The sequence below is a fragment of the Streptomyces sp. 184 genome, from assembly GCF_045781775.1.
In the GTDB taxonomy this organism is placed as follows: Bacteria; Actinomycetota; Actinomycetes; order Streptomycetales; family Streptomycetaceae; genus Streptomyces.
Genome location: NZ_CP123230.1, coordinates 7,595,450 through 7,608,611, shown reverse-complemented (window position 1 = coordinate 7,608,611; position 13,162 = coordinate 7,595,450). Strand labels below are relative to the sequence as shown.

The window sequence follows — 13,162 nt, the reverse complement described above, 5'->3', positions numbered from 1 at the left end:
TACTATCCAGCAATCAAGAAAGATATTCCTACTCTTTCGAGCGATTGCTGCCGCTTTGCCCGAAGCCTAGCTTCGGTGCCATGACGACCTCGCCTGAAGAAACGTCCGCGTCCGTCGAACCCCCCGCCCGTCTCAGCCTCGACACCGCCGCCGCGCGGAACCTCACGACCACCACCAAGACGCCCCCGCAGATGCAGGGAATCTCCTCCCGCTGGCTGCTCAAGGCGCTGCCGTGGACGGAGGTCAAGGGCGGTGCGTACCGGGTGAACCGACGCCTCACCCACACCCTCGGCGACGGGCAGGTCGAGTTCACCTCGGTCGGCGGCGAGGTGCGCGTCATCCCGCAGGAGCTGCGCGAGCTGCCGCAGTTGCGCGCGTTCGAGGACGAGGAGGTGCTGACCGCGCTGGCCGGCCGGTTCGAGCAGCGGGAGGTCGCGCCGGGGGACGCGGTCGTGTCCGCGGGCGCGGCGGCGGACCAGGTGGTGCTGGTCGCGCACGGGCGGCTGGAGCGGGTCGGCGCCGGGAAGTACGGGGACGAGACCGTCCTCGGCGTCCTCGCCGACGGCGACCACGTCGGCGGGGACGTGCTCCTCGCCGCCGACGGCAGGTGGCCGTACACCGTGCGGGCCCAGACCCGCGGCACGGTGCTCGTCCTCGCGCGCTCCGCGCTCGACGAGCTGCTGGGGCAGTCGCCGGGGCTGCGCGAGCACCTGGAGGCGTTCCGCGACATCCCGCAGCAGCGGCAGAACAGCAAGGGCGAGGCGGAGATCGCGCTGGCCTCCGGCCACCACGGCGAGCAGGCCCTCCCGGGCACCTTCGTGGACTACGAACTGACGCCCAGGGAGTACGAGCTGGAGGTCGCGCAGACCGTGCTGCGCGTCCACAGCCGGGTCGCCGATCTCTACAACGACCCGATGAACCAGGTCGAGCAGCAGTTGCGGCTGACCGTCGAGGCGCTGCGCGAGCGCCAGGAGTACGAGCTGGTCAACAACCGCTCGTTCGGCCTCCTGCACAACGCCGACCTCAAGCAGCGCATCCACCCCCGCTCGGGCCCGCCCACGCCCGACGACCTGGACGAGCTGATCTCCCGCCGCCGGCAGACGCACCTGCTGCTGGCGCACCCGCGCGCGATCGCGGCCATCGGTCGGGAGTGGAACAAGCGCGGCATCTACCCGCCGCGCACGGAGTACCTGGGCAGCGAGGTCAACAACTGGCGCGGCATCCCGCTGCTGCCCTGCAACAAGATCCCGATCACCGCGGAGGGGACCAGCTCGATCCTCGCGATGCGGCTCGGTGAGGCCGACCAGGGCGTGGTGGGGCTGCACCAGACGGGGCTGCCGGACGAGATCCGGCCGGGGATGAACGTCCGCTTCATGGGGATCAGCGACAAGGCGATCATCTCCTACCTGGTGAGCACGTACTTCTCCGCGGCGGTGCTCGTCCCCGACGCCCTCGGCATCCTGGAGGACGTCCAGCTCGGCGCCGGCTGACCGGTGCCCGACGGCGCCCGGCCGGCACGGCGACCGCGCCGGCCGGGCGCCGCTGGGCGGGGGTGGCGCCGCGTGCCGCCCCCGGCGGGTGCCGTCCTCAGCCCGGCCACGTCCAGTCCGCCACCTCGGGCAGGTCGGTGCCGTGCTCGCGGATCCAGGCGTGGTGCCTGCCCCGTACGTCCTCCATCCGCTGCCGCACCGCCGCCGCCCGCACCGCCAGCCCCGGGACGCGGTCGATGACGTCCATCACCAGCCGGTAGCGGTCGAGGTCGTTGCGTACGACCATGTCGAACGGCGTGGTCGTGGTGCCCATCTCCTTGTAGCCGCGCACGTGCAACTGGTCGTGCCCCGCGTGCCGGTAGGCGAGCCGGTGGATCAGCCACGGATAGCCGTGGTACGCGAAGATGACCGGGCTCTCGCGGGTGAACACCGAGTCGAACTCCCGGTCTGTCATCCCGTGCGGGTGGTCCTCGTGCGGCATCAGCCGGGCGATGTCGACGACGTTGACGACCCGTACCGCCAGCTCCGGCAGGTGCTCGCGCAGCAGCGCCGCCGCGGCCAGCACCTCCAGCGTCGGCACGTCCCCGGCGCAGGCCAGCACCACGTCCGGCGCCTCGCCGGAGCGTTCTGTGCCGGCCCACTCCCAGATGCCGACGCCGCGCAGGCAGTGCGCGCGGGCCTGCTCCAGCGTCAGCCAGTCGAACGACGGCTGCTTGCCGGCGACGACGACGTTGACGACGTCGCGGGTGCGCAGCGCGTGGTCGGCCACGCACAGCAGGGTGTTGGCGTCCGGCGGCAGGTAGACCCGTACGACGGCGGGGCTCTTGTTGAGGATGTGGTCGACGAAGCCGGGGTCCTGGTGGCTGAAGCCGTTGTGGTCCTGCCGCCAGACGTGCGAGGTCAGCAGGTAGTTGAGCCCGGCCACCGGCGCCCGCCAGGGCTCCTCGCGCGCGGTCTCGATCCACTTGATGTGCTGCGCGGCCATGCTCGCGACGATGTGCGCGAACGCCTCGTACGACGAGAACAGCCCGTGCCGGCCGGTGAGGACGTACCCCTCCAGCCAGCCCTGGCACAGGTGCTCGGAGAGCACCTCCATGACGCGGCCGTGCCGCCCGTGGTGCTCGTCGGTCTTCTTCGTCTCCGCCTGCCACGCCCGGTCCGTGACCTCGAACAGCTCCTGGAGCCGGTTGGACGCGGTCTCGTCCGGACCGAAGACGCGGAAGTCGCGGCGCTCCGCGGTGTCCGCCATCACCTGCCGCAGCATCGCGCCGAGCACCCGCGTCGGCTCGTGGAGCCGCACACCGGGCCGGTCGACGGTGACGCCGTACGCCTCGGGGCCCGGCAGCGGCAGCGCGCGCAGCAGCCGGCCGCCGTTGGCGTGCGGGTTGGCGCCCAGGCGGCGGTCGCCGCGCGGCACGCAGGCGAGGACGCGGGCGCTCGGCCGGCCGTCGGCGCCGAAGAGCTTCTCCGGCCTGTACGAGCGCAGCCACCGCTCCAGCTCCGCCAGGTGCTCGGGGTTCTCGCGCACCTCGGGCAGCGGCACCTGGTGCGCGCGCCACGTGCCCTCGACCGGCGTGCCGTCGACCTCCCGCGGCCCGGTCCAGCCCTTGGGGGTGCGCAGCACGATCGCGGGCCAGCGGGGGCGGCGGGGCCGCCCGCGCCCGCCCCTGGCGCGGGCGGCCTGCTGGTACTCGGCGATCCGGTCGAGCGCGGTGTCCATGGCCGCCGCCATGTCCCGGTGGACGCGCGCGGGATCGTCGCCGGTGACGTGCAGGGGCTCGTGGCCGTAGCCGCGCAGCAGGTCGTCCAGCTCGCTCTCGGGGATCCGGGAGAGGACGGTGGGGCCGGCGATCTTGTAGCCGTTGAGGTGCAGGATCGGCAGCACGGCGCCGTCGTGCAGGGGGTCGAGGAACTTGTTCGCGTGCCACGACCCGGCCAGCGGCCCGGTCTCCGCCTCGCCGTCGCCGATGACGCATGCCGCGACGAGCCCGGGGTTGTCGAAGGCGGCGCCGTAGGCGTGCGCGAGCGAGTAGCCCAGCTCGCCGCCCTCGTGGAACGAGCCGGGGATCACGGGCGCGACGTGGCTCGGCGTCCCGCCGGGGAAGGAGAACTGCCGGAACAGCCGCGCCATCCCGTCGGCGTCGCGCGAGACGTCGGGGTGCACGTCCCCGTACGAGCCGTCGAGCCACGCGCCGGCGTAGACGGCGGGACCGCCGTGGCCGGGGCCCCAGACGCAGACGGCGTCGAGGTCGCGGGCGCCGATGACGCGGTTGAGGTGGGTGTAGACGAGGTTGAGGCCCGGACAGGTGCCCCAGTGGCCGAGCAGCCGCGGCTTGATGTCGCCGGGCGTCAGCGGCTCGGTGAGCAGCGGGTTGCGGGTGAGGTAGATCTGGCCCGCGGCCAGGTAGTTGAGGGCGCGCCAGTGGGCGTCGAGGTCGGCCAGCTCCTGCTTCTTCATCGTCGTCCCATCAACGGTGGGGGCGGTACGCGGTATGGCCAAGTTTCACGGCCGGGGTGCGCGCAAACCACCGGAAGGCGCGCGGCGCGCCCCCGCCCGCCCCGGACGGCCCCCCAACCACCCGAATGGCGGGCACGGCTCGCGCGGGACGGGGGGTACAGGTGGGACAGACTGCCTCGTATGTGGACGGCGAACCCGGGGACCGGTGATCAGATGGCCGTGTCGGTGTCGGTTGTGCTGCTGCTCCTCGTGCTGGCCGTGGTGTTTCTGCGCAGCGGTTCGCTGAAGACCTCGCACGCCGTGGTCTGCGTGCTGCTCGGCTTCTATCTGTCCGGGACCACCGTCGCGCCGACGATCCAGTCCGGTCTGGAGGCCACGGCGAACGTGGTGAGCAGCATCCGGCCGTAAATGTGGCCGGGGCGGGAACTATTCGGTACCGCCTTGTGCGTTGAACCCTCGGGGGATGACCTTGGTGGACGCCTGATCGGAATCAAGCGCGCACGCTGTGTGCACGTGCATTTGCGCGTGCACCTAGCCGCCAACACAGCTATGATCCCCGACAGTTGACATTGGCAACCACCTTGGAGAAGCGCTGTGGCCCACGCATACAACGGCATTGCGGCCAGAGATCTTCACGGCGCCGCCTGGCAGAAGAGCCGGCACAGCAACTCGCAGGGTTCCTGTGTGGAGTTCGCCAGACTTCCCGGCGGCGAGATAGCCGTTCGCAATTCCCGATTTCCCGAAGGTCCCGCCCTCGTCTACACCCGTGCCGAGGTAGAGGCGATGCTGCTGGGCGTCAAGGACGGAGAGTTCGACCACCTCATAGTTGACTGACACCCCCCTATTCCCGGCTGCACCGTCCGCTTCCGCCATCCGCGGGGTGACACTGGAGCCGGCTGTCATCCGGATCCTGGCTGAGATATCGCCCGTAGCAGGCGTTGATCGCGGTGCGTCCGCGATCCGCACAGAATGCGATCGCTTCCTTTCCGTCCGCGAACGGTCCCGGAGCGTGAATCACCCAGTATCCAGGGCGCAGCGAAGGGTAGTCGTCGCTGCGCAGCAGTTCCGCCTCCGGCACTTCGGCCCGGACGTTCGCGAGTCTGTCGTCCCGTGCCGCCGCGCCGTTGGCGACCGGCTCGGAGGCCAGTACCGCGATCCATGAATCGTTCGGCGGCGACGAGCCGGGGGGCTGCGGAGAGGACGAGGGCGAGGAGGTCGGGTCCTGCTGCCCGGACGGCCCGCCCGTGCCGCCGTCCCCGGCGTCCTTCCCGTCCTGCGTCGCGTCCTCGTTCGCGTCGTCGGCCCCGGCGTCCTTCCCGTCGCCGTTCCCGTCGCCCTTCCCGGCGCCCCCGGCCGGTGCGGTGCTCGCCGTGCCGTCGCCCGCGGCGCCCGGACCGCCGTCGTCGCCCGGGATCAGCAGCAGCCCGGCCACGGTGCCGCCGAGCACGACGACCGCCGCCGCCAGCACCCCGACGAGGAGCCCGCCGCGCCGCCCCCGGCCGGGCGCCGCCGCCGGCGCCGTGGGGCGCGGGCTGTCCAGCGCGGTCGGCGTGTACGGGGCCGGTCTCTGGGCGTACGGGGTCGTGGAGGGGGAGGCCGGGGACGTGGCCGGCGCCGGGGGCGGCGAGGGCGCCGGGGCCGGACGGGGGGCGTAGACCGGCGCCGCGCCGAACTCTCCGGCCGCCGCCGCCCGCAGCATGCCGTCCAGCGCCGCGGCGTCCGGCCGCGCCCCCGGATCCCGTACGAGCAGCGCGTCGAGCACCGGCGCCAGCGCCCCCGCCCGGCGCGGCGGCGCCAGCGGCTCGTCGAGCACGGCCGCCAGCGTGGCCAGCGCCGTCCCGCGGCGCAGCGGGCTGGTGCCCTCCACGGCCACGTACAGCGTCATGCCCAGCGACCACAGGTCGGCCGGCGGTGCGTCCGGGGCGCCGCGGATCCGCTCCGGCGCGACGTACTCGGGGGAGCCGACGACCTCCCCGGTCGCGGTGAGCGCGGTGGAGCCGGCGAGCGCGGCGATGCCGAAGTCGGTGAGCACGGCGCGCTCGTGCGGCTCGCCGGGGTGCAGCAGGACGTTCGCGGGCTTGACGTCGCGGTGGTGGATGCCGGCGGCGTGCGCGGCGGTCAGCGCGGCGAGCACGTCGCGGCCCAGGCGCGCGGCCTCGGGCGGCGGCAGCGGTCCGGCGGTGGCGAGCCGGTCGCCGAGGTTCGGTCCCGGGACCAGCTCCATGACGAGCCAGGGGTGCGGCTCCGCGGCGACGATGTGGTGGATGGTGACGACGTGCGGGTGGCTCAGCCGGGCCAGCGCCCGCGCTTCGCGCAGCACCCGCTCCCGTACCATCTCCGCGTCGTGCGCGGGGTCCGGCGGCCGTACCTCCTTGAGCGCCACCTCGCGCTCCAGCACCGTGTCGCGCGCCCGCCACACCGTGCCCATGCCGCCGCTGCCGAGGCGTTCGATCAGCTCGAACCGCCCGTCGACCAGTTCCCCAGGCCCCCCGCTCATGCTGAGAGAGCCTAACGGGCGGAGCCCGTCGGGCCGTCAGGCGGTGGTTTGCGCGTACGGGCCCTCAGTCGGCCGCCGGCGACGGCAGGTGGAACACCGCCCAGACGACCTTGCCGCGCAGCGCGCCGTCCAGCGGGTGCCAGCCCCAACTGTCGCTGAAGGAGTCGACCAGATACAGCCCGCGCCCCGACTCGGCGCCCACGTCGGCCACCCCGGCCACCGGACTCGCGGTGCTCGGATCGCGTACGGCGCACACCAGTCGCGACGCCCAGCGCATCAGATGCAGCCGCACCGCCGGATCCTGGCTGCTGCAACAGGGCAGGGCGTGCCGGAGCGCATTGGTGACCAGCTCCGAGACCACCAGCGCGACATCGTCGCTGAGGTCGGTCAGCTCCCAGTGCCGCAGCGTGGTGTGAGTAAAGGCGCGCGCGCCGCTTACGGACTCGTGGCTGCCGGATATCGCACAGGACGCGGCACCGTCGACGGAGCCGGGGTCCAGCGGGGGCAGCCCTCGCCATAAGGGCGCGAGCACGGCTGCTGCTTCGGTCCCCATGCGCGGCACTCCCCAGTCGCGTGCGTGTCTGTCGTCACCGTGCGGATGCCCATGGTTCCGAATGCTTTTGGCAGATGCAAGGGCAGATGCACGTGCACGAGCGAGGAATGTGTAGCAACTTACCGGTTCATGGGGATTGCCCGGCAAGATTTTCTCGGTTGGGTAACCGTTCGGGCACGCAATGATACGGAGTGGTGGCAGTATGGGCCGGTGGCGCCGGGGGCGCGCTTGTAGTGCCATGTCCTTTGTAAGTGCCATGTCGCCGAGGTGGGTGGAGGGCTCCGATGGCCGTGGACGGATCAAGCGGATCGGTCGTGCGCCGTATCCTGCTGGGCTCCCAGCTCAGACGGTTGCGGGAGGAACAGGGGATCTCGCGCGACGCCGCCGGATACGCGATCAGGGCCTCGGAATCCAAGATCAGCCGGATGGAGCTGGGCCGGGTGAGTTTCAAGAGCAGAGACGTGGAGGACCTGCTCACGCTGTACGGCGTGACCGATCAGACCGAGCGCGACGCGCTCGTCGGCCTCGTCAGCGAGGCCAACACCGCGGGGTGGTGGCACAGTTACAGCGACGTGCTGCCCGGCTGGTTCCCCACCTATGTGGGACTGGAGTCCGCCGCCTCCGGCATCGACGTGTACGAGGTCCAGTTCGTGCACGGCCTGCTTCAGACAGAGGAGTACGCGCACGCGGTCGTCACCGCCGGCCTGCCGATCTCGCCCGCCGAGGCGGAGAAGCGCGTCGGCGCCCGGCTGGAGCGGCAGAAGCGGCTGTACGCCGAGCATCCCGCCCAGCTCAAGGCGGTGCTCGACGAGGCCGCGGTCAGCCGCCCGTACGGCGGCCGGCAGGTGATGCGCAAGCAGTTGCAGCACCTGCTCGACGCCTCCGAGATGCCCAACGTGTCGCTGCGGATCATCCCGCTGGCGCAGCACGGCCACACCCCCGACTCCGGCGCCTTCACCATCCTGCGCTTCCCGGAGGAGGACCTCTCCGACGTCGTGTACGTCGAGCATCTGACGAGCGCGCTGTACCTGGACAAGCCGGAGGACGCCGCCACGTACGCGAAGGCCATGGACCTGCTGCGCGTCGCCGCCCAAGACGAGGCGGAATCGAGGGAGTTGCTGCACAGGATCATCCGGGAGGTGTAGGCGGGGCGCACTCGCGCACCAGTACGATGACGGGTCAGCGGTCACAGCCGTGCCCGCCGTCCGCCGTGCGCAGGGGTGCAGCCTCGCTCATGTCTCTCTTCTCCGACCTGGCCCTGCAATACATCGACGGCAAGTGGTGTCCCGGCGCCGGCTCCTGGGACGTCATCGACCTCGACCCGTACACCGGCGAGCAGCTCGCGGCCATCACCGTCGCGACCGCCGCCGAGGTGGACGCCGCGTACCGCGCGGCGCAGCGGGCGCAGCGGCTCTGGGCGGAGCGCACCCCGTACGACCGGAGGCTGGTCTTCGAGCGCGCCCTGCGGCTGGTGGAGGAGCGCGAGGAGGAGATCACCCGCGCGATCGTGGCGGAGCTGGGCGGGACGCGGCTGAAGGCCGCGTTCGAGATCGCGCTCACCAAGGACGTGCTGCGCGAGTCCGTGTCGTACGCGCTGCGCGCCGAGGGCCGGGTGCTGCCGTCGCCGACGCCCGGCAAGGAGAACCGCGTCTACCGGCTGCCCGCGGGCGTCGTCGGCGTCATCAGCTCGTACAACTTCCCGCTCTTCCTGGCCGCGAAGTCCGTGGCGCCCGCGCTCGCGCTCGGCAACGGCGTGGTGCTCAAGCCGCACAACTACTCGCCCGTCGTCGGCGGCACGCTGCTGGCGTGGCTGCTCCAGGACGCCGGGCTGCCGCCCGGGCTGCTGAACGTCGTGGTCACCGACACCGCCGAGATCGGCGACGCCTTCATCGAGCACCCCGTGCCGCGCGTGCTGTCCTTCACCGGCTCCACCGAGGCCGGCCGGCACGTCGCGGGCGTCGCCGCCCGGCACTTCAAGCGGACCGTGCTGGAGATGAGCGGCAACTCGGCGATCGTCGTGCTCGCCGACGCCGACGTCGACTACGCGGTGGACGCCGCCGTGTTCAGCCGCTTCGCCCACCAGGGGCAGGTCTGCATGGCCGCCAACCGGGTGCTGGTGGACCGGGCGGTGCTGGCGGAGTTCGCGGAGAAGTTCGTCGCCAAGGCCGCCGCGCTGACCGTCGGCGACCCCTCCGACCCCGCGACCCAGCTCGGCCCGCTCATCAACGCCCGCGAGGCCGCCGACCTCGCCGCCCAGGTCGACGCGGCGCTCGCCGCCGGCGCCACCGCGCTGCTGCGCGGGCGCACGGACGGCACGCTCGTGGAGCCCACGGTGCTGACCGGGCTGCCGGCGGACAGCGAGCTGCTGCGGCGGGAGTTCTACGGGCCGGTGGCCTTCGTGCTGCCGTTCTCGGGCGAGGACGAGGCCGTACGGATCGTCAACGACACCCCGTTCGGGCTGAGCGGCGCGGTGCACACCGGGGACCTGGAGCGGGGCGTACGGCTCGCGGGGCGGATCGACTCGGGGATGGTGCACGTCAACGACGGCACGATCCAGGACGAGCCGCTGGTGCCGTTCGGCGGCGAGAAGTGCTCGGGCGTGGGGCGGCTGAACGGTGAGGCGACGGTCGAAGCCTTCACCACGCTGAAGTGGATCTCCGTCCAGCACGGCCGGACGCACTTCCCGTTCTGAGCGCCCGTACGGCCCCCTCCCCCCGCCGTTCACCCGTTCGGCGGCGCGTATGTCGCCCGGTCGGCCGAGGGCCCGGAGCATGGCGGTGACGGATCCCCCATCCCGCACCCCATCCCGCACCCCTTCCGGACCGTAAGGACAGGAGACCCGCGATGACCGCTCCCACCACCGCGCGGACCGCCCGCGACCTCATGCACGAAGGCTGCGAGTGCATCGACTCGACCGAGTCGGTCGCCACCGCCGCCGCGAAGATGCGCTCCATGGACGTCGGCTGCCTGCCGGTGTGCGGCCAGGACGGCAAGCTCGCCGGCATGATCACCGACCGCGACATCGTCGTGGAGTGCGTCGCCACGGGCCGGGACATGACCACCTGCATGGCCGGCGAGCTGGCGCAGGGCCGCCCGGTCCACGTCGACGTGGGCGCCCCGGTCGAGGAGGTGCTGCGCACGATGGAGCAGCACCAGGTGCGCCGCCTCCCGGTCATCGAGGACCACCGGCTCGTCGGCATGATCAGCGAGGCCGACCTGACCAGGGGCCTGACGGACGAGCAGATGGCGGCCTTCTGCCGCAGCGTGTACGCGGGCGGTCACTGACCCCCGTACCGCTCCACCGTTCCACCGCTCCACCGGACCGGCGGAGGGCCGGGTTCCCGCGCGGGGAGCCCGGCCCTGCGTCGTGGCGGGGCGTCGTTGCGGCTCGCACCGCCCCCGTGCACCGTTCTAGTCAAGGTTGACTAGGCTGGGAGGCCACACTTCCCCGCGGAAGACAAGCGGAAGACGAAGGGGCTCCATTTGTCCGCGACTCGCCTCCTGGTCCTGGGTGCGGTCCGCCGGCACGGCCGGGCGCACGGCTACCAGGTCCGGGCCGACCTGGAGTACTGGGGCGCCCACGAGTGGTCCAGCGTCAAGGCCGGCTCGATCTACCACGCGCTCAAGCAGATGGCCAAGCAGGGCATGCTGGTCGCCCACGAGGTGGCGCCCAGCACGGCCGGCGGCCCGCCGCGCACCGAGTACGAGATGACGGGCGACGGCGACGCGGAGTACTTCCGGCTGCTGCGCGAGGCGCTGCGCGGGTACGACGAGAAGATCGACTTCCTCACCGCGGGCGTCGGCTTCCTCGTCGACCTGCCGCGCACCGAGGCGATCGCGCTGCTGAAGGAGCGCCTGGAGGCGATGGAGGAGTGGCGCGCCCAGGTCCTGCGGCACTACTCGCCGCAGGAGGGCGAGGACTTCGGGCACATCGGCGAGATCATGCGGCTCTGGCTGCACACCGCCGAGGCCGGCGCCGAGTGGACCCGCGCCCTGATCGGGCGGCTGGAGTCCGGCGCGTACGTGATGGCCGGTGAGGGCGACCCGTGGGCCGGGGTGGCGACGAGCCCGGAGGACCCGGCCGCTCCCGATCCCCGCTAATCAAGTTTGACTAATGGTCGGGCCGGGGATACCTTCGCTCCGGTGGTCAAATTTGACTACTTGAGGGAGCGGAGGAGGCGTATGACGGCGATCCTCGCCGAAGGACTGCGCAAGACGTACGGGAAGAAGGGCGCGGCGAAGGCGGCGCTCGCGGGCCTGGACCTCGCGGTGCCCGCGGGCACGGTGCACGCCGTGCTCGGCCCCAACGGCGCGGGCAAGACCACGGCCGTACGGATCCTGGCCACCCTGCTGCGCCCCGACGCCGGCACCGCGCGCGTCGCGGGCCACGACGCCGTGCGCGAGCCGGACGAGGTGCGCTACCGCATCGGGCTGCTCGGCCAGCACGCCGCCGTGGACGAGGTGCTCAGCGGCCGGCAGAACCTGGAGCTGTTCGGCCGGCTCTACCACCTGGGCAGGGCCGGCGCCCGGCGGCGGGCCGCGGCGCTGCTGGAACAGTTCGGCCTCGACGGCACCGGCGACAAGCCGATCAGCCAGTACAGCGGCGGCATGCGGCGCCGGCTCGACCTGGCCGCGAGCCTGATCATGCGGCCGCAGGTGCTCTTCCTCGACGAGCCGACGACGGGCCTCGACCCCCGCGGCCGTACGGAGGTGTGGCAGGCGGTCCGCTCGCTCGTCGGCGACGGCACCACCGTGCTGCTGACCACCCAATACCTGGAGGAGGCCGACCAGCTCGCCGACCGGGTCTCGGTCGTCGACCACGGCCGCACCGTCGCCGAGGGCACCGCCGACGAGCTGAAGGCCCGGCTCGGCGGCGACCGCATCGACGTCGTCGTACGGGACGCGGACCGGCTCCGTGCCGCCGCGGCGGTCATCGGCATGGCCGCGCGCGCCGAGGAGGCGGACATCGAGGTCGACGCCGATACACGGCGGATCAGCGCCCCGGTCGCGGACCGGATGGCGGCGCTGTCCGAGACCGTGCGGGGGCTCGGCGCGGCGGGGGTGGCGGCGGAGGACGTGTCGCTGCGCCGGCCGACGCTGGACGAGGTGTTCATGCACCTCACCGGCCGCAAGCCGGACCAGGACCGGGACCAGGACCGGGAATCGGACCGGGGATCGGGCCGGGAAAGGGACCAGAAGCACGATCCGGGGCGGGCAGGGGGCGGCGCCGCCGGCCGTGCGGGCTCCGTAGCGGAAGGAAGTGCCGTATGACCGCCACCGCCACCGCCACCGCCACCGCCCTCGCCGCCCCGCCGCCCGCCCGCACCGCGGGCGCGCGGCTGAAGTGGGCGGTCGCCGACGGGCTCACGATGACCGGCCGCGGCTTCGCGCACTGGGCCCGCCAGCCCGGCCAGGCCGTCGTGAGCCTGGTCTTCCCGGTGATGATGCTGGTGGTCTTCACCTACCTGCTCGGCGGCGGCATGGCCGTGGGCGGCGGCGGCAGCTACCGCGAGTACCTGGTGCCCGGCATGCTCGCGCTCGCGATGTCCTTCGGCCTGGAGGCCACGATGGTCTCCCTCACCTCCGACCTGGGCAAGGGCGTCGTCGACCGCTTCCGTGCCATGCCGATGGCCCCGTCCGCGGTGCTCGTCGGCCGGGCGCTCACCGACATGGCCGAGTCGGCCGCGGGCCTCGTCGCGATGGTCGGCGCGGGGCTCGCGGTCGGCTGGCGATGGCACGGTACGTGGGCGGAGGCGCTGGCCGCGTTCGGGCTGCTGCTGCTCCTGCGGTTCGCCATGCTGTGGGCCGGGATCTTCCTCGGACTGGTGGCGGGCAAGCCGGAGATGGTGCAGGCGGTGCAGATCCTGGTGTGGCCGGTGGCGTTCCTGTCCAGCGCGTTCACCTCGCCGGAGACGATGCCGGGCTGGCTGGGCGCCGTCGCGGAGTGGAATCCGATGTCGGCGACGGCGAGCGCGATCCGCGAGCTGTTCGGCAATCCGGGCTGGACCGGGGACTCGTGGGCGGCGCAGCATCCGGTGCTGCTGGCGGTGGTGTGGCCGCTGGTGCTGCTCGCGGTGTTCTTCCCGCTGGCGGTGCGGCGGTACCGGCGGCTGGGCCGCTGAGGCGGCGTAGGAGCAGGTGGCGGGCGGCGCCCGCCGGCGCGG

General features: G+C 72.7%; 12 protein-coding genes. 9 read left to right on the top strand and 3 right to left on the bottom strand.

Going from position 1 to position 13,162, the window contains the following annotated elements; genetic code table 11:
* Window positions 1-80: 80 nt before the first annotated feature.
* Window positions 81-1,490: a family 2B encapsulin nanocompartment shell protein gene (locus QBL21_RS32435; RefSeq protein ID WP_407565791.1), complete on the top strand. Its 1,410-nt coding sequence runs from the start codon at window positions 81-83 to the stop codon at window positions 1,488-1,490.
* A gap of 97 nt (window positions 1,491-1,587) precedes the next feature.
* Here QBL21_RS32435 and QBL21_RS32430 read toward each other — a convergent pair whose 3' ends face one another.
* Window positions 1,588-3,984 carry a phosphoketolase gene (locus QBL21_RS32430; RefSeq protein WP_407566642.1) on the bottom strand — a complete coding sequence of 799 codons (2,397 nt, stop codon included), beginning with the start codon at window positions 3,982-3,984 and terminating at the stop codon, window positions 1,588-1,590.
* 177 nt (window positions 3,985-4,161) lie between these two features.
* Here QBL21_RS32430 and QBL21_RS32425 point away from each other — a divergent pair, with 177 nt between their 5' ends.
* The gene (locus QBL21_RS32425; protein WP_027753143.1) at window positions 4,162-4,356 is read left to right on the top strand and encodes a hypothetical protein; all 195 of its coding nucleotides are present in this window, start codon (window positions 4,162-4,164) and stop codon (window positions 4,354-4,356) included.
* A gap of 186 nt (window positions 4,357-4,542) precedes the next feature.
* Complete coding sequence (locus QBL21_RS32420) at window positions 4,543-4,782, top strand: DUF397 domain-containing protein (RefSeq protein WP_018835984.1); 240 nt, start codon at window positions 4,543-4,545, stop codon at window positions 4,780-4,782.
* A 7-nt stretch (window positions 4,783-4,789) separates the two neighbouring features.
* Here the strand turns inward: QBL21_RS32420 and QBL21_RS32415 are convergent, their stop codons facing one another.
* A complete protein-coding gene (locus QBL21_RS32415) occupies window positions 4,790-6,445 on the bottom strand; it encodes a serine/threonine-protein kinase (protein WP_407565790.1) in 1,656 nt (551 codons plus the stop codon).
* Window positions 6,446-6,509: 64 nt separating this feature from the next.
* A complete protein-coding gene (locus tag QBL21_RS32410) occupies window positions 6,510-6,998 on the bottom strand; it encodes an ATP-binding protein (RefSeq protein ID WP_407565789.1) in 489 nt (162 codons plus the stop codon).
* 284 nt (window positions 6,999-7,282) lie between these two features.
* Between QBL21_RS32410 and QBL21_RS32405 the strand changes: the two genes are divergently transcribed.
* The 6 genes from QBL21_RS32405 to QBL21_RS32380 all read left to right on the top strand — a co-directional run bounded on the left by QBL21_RS32405 (window position 7,283) and on the right by QBL21_RS32380 (window position 13,120).
* Entirely contained in the window at window positions 7,283-8,143 is an 861-nt protein-coding gene (locus QBL21_RS32405) for a helix-turn-helix domain-containing protein (protein WP_407565788.1), read from the top strand.
* An 89-nt stretch (window positions 8,144-8,232) separates the two neighbouring features.
* Entirely contained in the window at window positions 8,233-9,690 is a 1,458-nt protein-coding gene (locus tag QBL21_RS32400; RefSeq protein ID WP_407565787.1) for an aldehyde dehydrogenase family protein, read from the top strand.
* Between the two features lie 152 nt (window positions 9,691-9,842).
* Window positions 9,843-10,283, top strand: a complete 441-nt coding sequence (locus QBL21_RS32395; protein WP_407565786.1) for a CBS domain-containing protein — start codon at window positions 9,843-9,845, stop codon at window positions 10,281-10,283.
* 198 nt (window positions 10,284-10,481) lie between these two features.
* Window positions 10,482-11,099: a PadR family transcriptional regulator gene (locus tag QBL21_RS32390; protein WP_407565785.1), complete on the top strand. Its 618-nt coding sequence runs from the start codon at window positions 10,482-10,484 to the stop codon at window positions 11,097-11,099.
* Between the two features lie 81 nt (window positions 11,100-11,180).
* A complete protein-coding gene (locus tag QBL21_RS32385; RefSeq protein WP_407565784.1) occupies window positions 11,181-12,269 on the top strand; it encodes an ATP-binding cassette domain-containing protein in 1,089 nt (362 codons plus the stop codon).
* Complete coding sequence (locus QBL21_RS32380) at window positions 12,266-13,120, top strand: ABC transporter permease (protein ID WP_407565783.1); 855 nt, start codon at window positions 12,266-12,268, stop codon at window positions 13,118-13,120. Before QBL21_RS32385 ends, QBL21_RS32380 begins: the two co-directional genes overlap by 4 nt.
* Window positions 13,121-13,162: the final 42 nt, after the last annotated feature.

Coding starts and splice junctions, on each gene's coding strand:
- QBL21_RS32405 (WP_407565788.1), top strand. CDS start 7,283: ATGGCCGTGGACGGATCAAGCGGATCGGTCGTGCGCCGTATCCTGCTG.
- QBL21_RS32410 (WP_407565789.1), bottom strand. CDS start 6,998: ATGGGGACCGAAGCAGCAGCCGTGCTCGCGCCCTTATGGCGAGGGCTG.
- QBL21_RS32435 (WP_407565791.1), top strand. CDS start 81: ATGACGACCTCGCCTGAAGAAACGTCCGCGTCCGTCGAACCCCCCGCC.
- QBL21_RS32385 (WP_407565784.1), top strand. CDS start 11,181: ATGACGGCGATCCTCGCCGAAGGACTGCGCAAGACGTACGGGAAGAAG.
- QBL21_RS32425 (WP_027753143.1), top strand. CDS start 4,162: ATGGCCGTGTCGGTGTCGGTTGTGCTGCTGCTCCTCGTGCTGGCCGTG.
- QBL21_RS32380 (WP_407565783.1), top strand. CDS start 12,266: ATGACCGCCACCGCCACCGCCACCGCCACCGCCCTCGCCGCCCCGCCG.
- QBL21_RS32400 (WP_407565787.1), top strand. CDS start 8,233: ATGTCTCTCTTCTCCGACCTGGCCCTGCAATACATCGACGGCAAGTGG.
- QBL21_RS32395 (WP_407565786.1), top strand. CDS start 9,843: ATGACCGCTCCCACCACCGCGCGGACCGCCCGCGACCTCATGCACGAA.
- QBL21_RS32415 (WP_407565790.1), bottom strand. CDS start 6,445: ATGAGCGGGGGGCCTGGGGAACTGGTCGACGGGCGGTTCGAGCTGATC.